Genomic DNA, 3,877 nt, shown 5'->3' with positions numbered 1-3,877 from the left:
GCGAACACCACCTCGTCAACCCGCTCCACGCGCCGGAGCGTCCCACGATCTCCCACGTAGATCAAAGACCGGAGTTATTTTCCGGCGGCTCCCTGACCCCGTGGTCCGCAAGGTAGCCCGCCAACGCCAGCGCCACGCCAGCCGCGGCCAGGACCGGGGCCCGCACGCGCCACGCCCCCGGACACCACGGGCCCGTGCAGACACGTCCACACCTACCCCACCCCGCGATCGGCCCTGGCGACGCCGTGAACGTCCGATTCCCGCGCTGCGGTGGCCCGGGGTGGGACGGCGGATCGGCCGCCGTCAGCCGATGAACATCGTTCTGGCCGCGTCCCACCCGCGTCTCAAGGCAGCCAACGGCGCGACGGTAACGGAGTGTCACCGCCGCCGGGGCGATGTCTCAACCGCAGGTCCCGGCCCTCGTGCCCTGAGGCGGCACCCCATTCCCTCCGGCGATGGTTCCGGTTGCCGCGAGCGCCAGAGCGCCAATCCGGAGGCGGTGCCCGGCGGCCGGGGAGAGCCGGCCGCGCGGCCGGACGGCAGCTGCCGCTACGCCGAGCGTCCCTGCGGCGACAAGTACGCCGTAGGTGAGCAGGTCACCGAACCCGACCATTGCGACGGCGAACAGGCCGAGGACGGTGGTTGTCACGGCCCGAGCGGCTCGTACGATTGGAGCGCGCCGCTGGCGGTGGCTGCCGTGCAGACTACGAGATCGTTGTCCTGGCCGCCGTGGCAGGCGCGGCCAGTCCCGGCAAGCCGGGCGGCAGCCGGTCGTCGTGGTGAACCGCCTCGCCGATCAGCGGATCGACTCAACGCATCCCTGCGCGGCCCCGCTGGACAGCAGGCCGATCCGGGTGCGGGTGACGGTGGGCACCACCCGCCACACCGATCGGTGCGGTGGCTCCCATTCCGGACGCGCCAAGCCGGCGACCAGACCACGCAGAATCCGCAGCGCGCGGGCCGTAGCCGCTGGGCGGCCCGTGACCAGCTTGCGGGCGGCGAGAACGCCGAGTTGAGCGGCGTGCACACCTGGCCAGCTCAGACCAAGGGTGTCCCGGTGCCGGCGAAAGTAAATGGCCGCCGACCGTCCAAGTTCCCAGTGGAACAGCGGCGACGAACCGGTGGTCGCRCCGCCGTCGTGCACCACATGCCACGCCTCGTCCGCCCAGACGATGCGGCCGCCCATGCTGCGCAGGCGGCAGAACAGATCGGTCTCCTCGTAGTACATCCAGTAGGATGGGTCGAAACCGCCGAGCCGGAGAAACGCTGCGGCACGGATCGCGAAGAACGCTCCAACCGGGTAACGCAGCTCCGGCCAGCGCGCTTCCGCTGCGGCCTCACCCCGCATGGTCATGAAGGCGTTGGTCCGCGGCGACGGCAACACCGAGCTTTCACGCCCCGGCCTCCCATCCCCGGTCCGGATGGGGAAACCGACAGCACCAGCGTCGTCCGGAGCCTCGCCGAGCAGCTTGGGCAGCATGTCTCCRGTGTCCGCCGGCAGGACGACGTCGCTGTTGACGACCAGCACCCAGTCCGGTGGTTGGTGGTCGTCCAGATGGAGCCGCACACCCAGGTTCACAGCGGTGCCGTACCCGACGTTCCCATGCCCCTGGTGAAGACGCACTCCGTCGGGCAGCCGCGTATGCCTCGTCCCTACATGGTTCTCCATCAGCACGACCTGGCAGCCTGGCACGGCAGTCAGAGTCGCCAGCAGGCCGTACAGGTGGGCCGATCCGCCGTAGGAGACAACGACCGCCAACAGGTTCTGCATGATCCACCTTAGGTTGACACTACGGTGCCCCGCCTGGCCAATCGGCGGACGGAGCCGGTCGAGGGCGCATAGACACGTGACGGCGCGACGATCACCGCCTTCGGCCCGGCCATTGCCGCACTGCAATCCGGGCCGCGCTGGCCGGGTTCGCGCAGCCTGCGACTCCGGCACAGTTACACCCTAGACAGCCTTTCCTTGCCGCTCTGGAACGCCGCACGGCGAGTCGCTGCGCCCGGCACGAAACGGGCCCCATACGGCTTCGCGTTCTACCGCTTGCGGGAAAAGTCCCCGAGAATCTGCATATCGGCTGGAACCTGTGCCACCGACCGCGGGTCCCCATCGATACTCGGTGGACGGGATCTAGATGGAGACCAGCCGCAATGCTCGTATCAGGCAGAGCCGGCCCGCGGGCACTGTTGCATCGATGGGTTCCGCGGTCTTTGCAGCGTTCGCCGGGAATGATCGAGTGATGGTTCTCCATCCCGTCCGTCCGCCGGTTCCGGTGTCCGAGTTCACCGGGTTCCGGTTCCCGTCAGAGCCGCCGACAACGCTCGGGCGCCGCACTCAACCAGCACCGCCGGCCGCACCTGCGGCAACGCCCCGCACCCTGTGAACCGCCCCGGGTCCCGTAGAGGGCCGGATGCTTACACTTCGGCGACTATATCAGCTTCGCTCTGGAGATAGAAGAGGGATTCAAACTCGGCGGGCGGCATGTTTCCGCAGCCGCTGTGGATCCGCCGGTTGTTGTACCAGTCGACCCACTCGAACGTCGCGAGTTCGAGATCGTCCGCGGTACGCCACGGCCCCTTGCGGTGGACAAGCTCTGTCTTGTACAGTCCGTTCACGGACTCGGCGAGCGCGTTATCGTATGAATCGCCGACGCTCCCGACTGACGGTGTCGCTCTGGCCTCGACAAGCCGGTCGGTGTAGCGGATAGACGTATATTGACCGAATTCCCTGTCGGAATGGTGCACAAGACCGTTCAGTGGCTGGTCTTTGCGGCCCCAGATCGCCATCTCCAGCGCGTCGAGAGGAAGGTCGGTGCGCATGGTGGTGTCGAGCCGCCAGCCGACAATCTTCCGGGAATACACGTCAATCACGAACGCCACGTACACCATGCCCGCCCACGTCGGAACATAGGTGAAGTCGGCGACCCACAGCGCGTTCGGCCGGTCCGCGGTGAACTGCCGGTCCACCAGGTCCGCCGGCCTCGGCGCGGCCGGGTCGGCACGGGTCGTACGGGGCCTGGCCCCACCACGCAGCGCCCCGGTCAGCCCAACCGTCCGCATCAGCCGCTCGACGGTGCACCGGGCCACCGGGATCCCCTCCCGGTTCAGCACCCGCCACACCTTCCGCGCGCCGTACACCTCGTAGTTCTCCTTCCACACCCGCTCGATCTCGACGAGGAGTTCAGCGTCGCGCAGCGAACGCGCCGACGGCGGCCGCTTCTTCGCGGCGTAGTACGACGACGGGGCAACCTGCAACACATCGCAGATCGGCTCGACCCCACCGAGGTCTTCCTTGTGCTGGTCGATGAACGCGACTACCGCGGCAGTCGCGGGTCGGTGAAGTCGGCCCGGGACGCGGTACCAGCCTTTCAGCTGGCCCGTTTTCCCGGGCCGCTTCCCGCACCCGGCGTGCCCCTTTCAAGGCACCGGGCGCTCCGCAGGTCCCGCTAAGCTCGTGGGAGCTCGTCAGGCAGCCGCAGGCCAAGGTGATGGAATGACTGACCCTCGGTACCGGTAACGTGTGGTGCTTACCTTCTCCGGGTCGAACAGCTCCCTGTCCTGGCCTGTTGGCCACCATCCGCCACCGCAATAGTGGCGGCGCAGTTCCTTCCAGGTCGACCGGCGGTGCTTACGGCGTATCCACCGCCATACCGTCTCGAACACATAGTGCTTCAGGTAGGYGAAGGTCACCGACGACACTCCGGGCCGGAAGTAGGCGCACCAGCCCCTCAACACAGGATTGAGCCTGCGTATCAGATCGTCCAAGGGCTGATTCACCTCGACCTCGCGGCACACCGCCTTCACCTTGGCCGTGACCGCCCTGACGGACTTCTTGGCCGGGTAGGAGTAGACGTAATGCTCGCGCGTGCCTCTCTTC

The 3,877-nt window shown here is 67.8% G+C and carries 3 protein-coding genes and 1 pseudogene; all 4 read right to left on the bottom strand.

Translation table 11 applies throughout. The features are described 5' to 3' along the window. Positions 1-400: 400 nt before the first annotated feature. Complete coding sequence (locus BBK14_RS09075; RefSeq protein ID WP_071060982.1) at positions 401-649, bottom strand: hypothetical protein; 249 nt, start codon at positions 647-649, stop codon at positions 401-403. A 147-nt stretch (positions 650-796) separates the two neighbouring features. Then, positions 797-1,942: a glycosyltransferase family 2 protein gene (locus tag BBK14_RS09070; RefSeq protein ID WP_338045442.1), complete on the bottom strand. Its 1,146-nt coding sequence runs from the start codon at positions 1,940-1,942 to the stop codon at positions 797-799. 473 nt (positions 1,943-2,415) lie between these two features. Further along, positions 2,416-3,336: pseudogene (locus BBK14_RS09065) on the bottom strand (IS3 family transposase); the annotation flags it as partial. A 129-nt stretch (positions 3,337-3,465) separates the two neighbouring features. Beyond that, on the bottom strand, positions 3,466-3,877 hold a 412-nt coding region (locus tag BBK14_RS34965; protein WP_275078464.1), incomplete at its 5' end, for a group II intron maturase-specific domain-containing protein.

The sequence above is a fragment of the Parafrankia soli genome (assembly GCF_001854695.1).
Taxonomy (GTDB): Bacteria; Actinomycetota; Actinomycetes; order Frankiales; family Frankiaceae; genus Parafrankia; species Parafrankia soli.
Note: the sequence above shows the minus strand (reverse complement) of the source record. Positions and strands in the feature narration are given on the sequence as shown.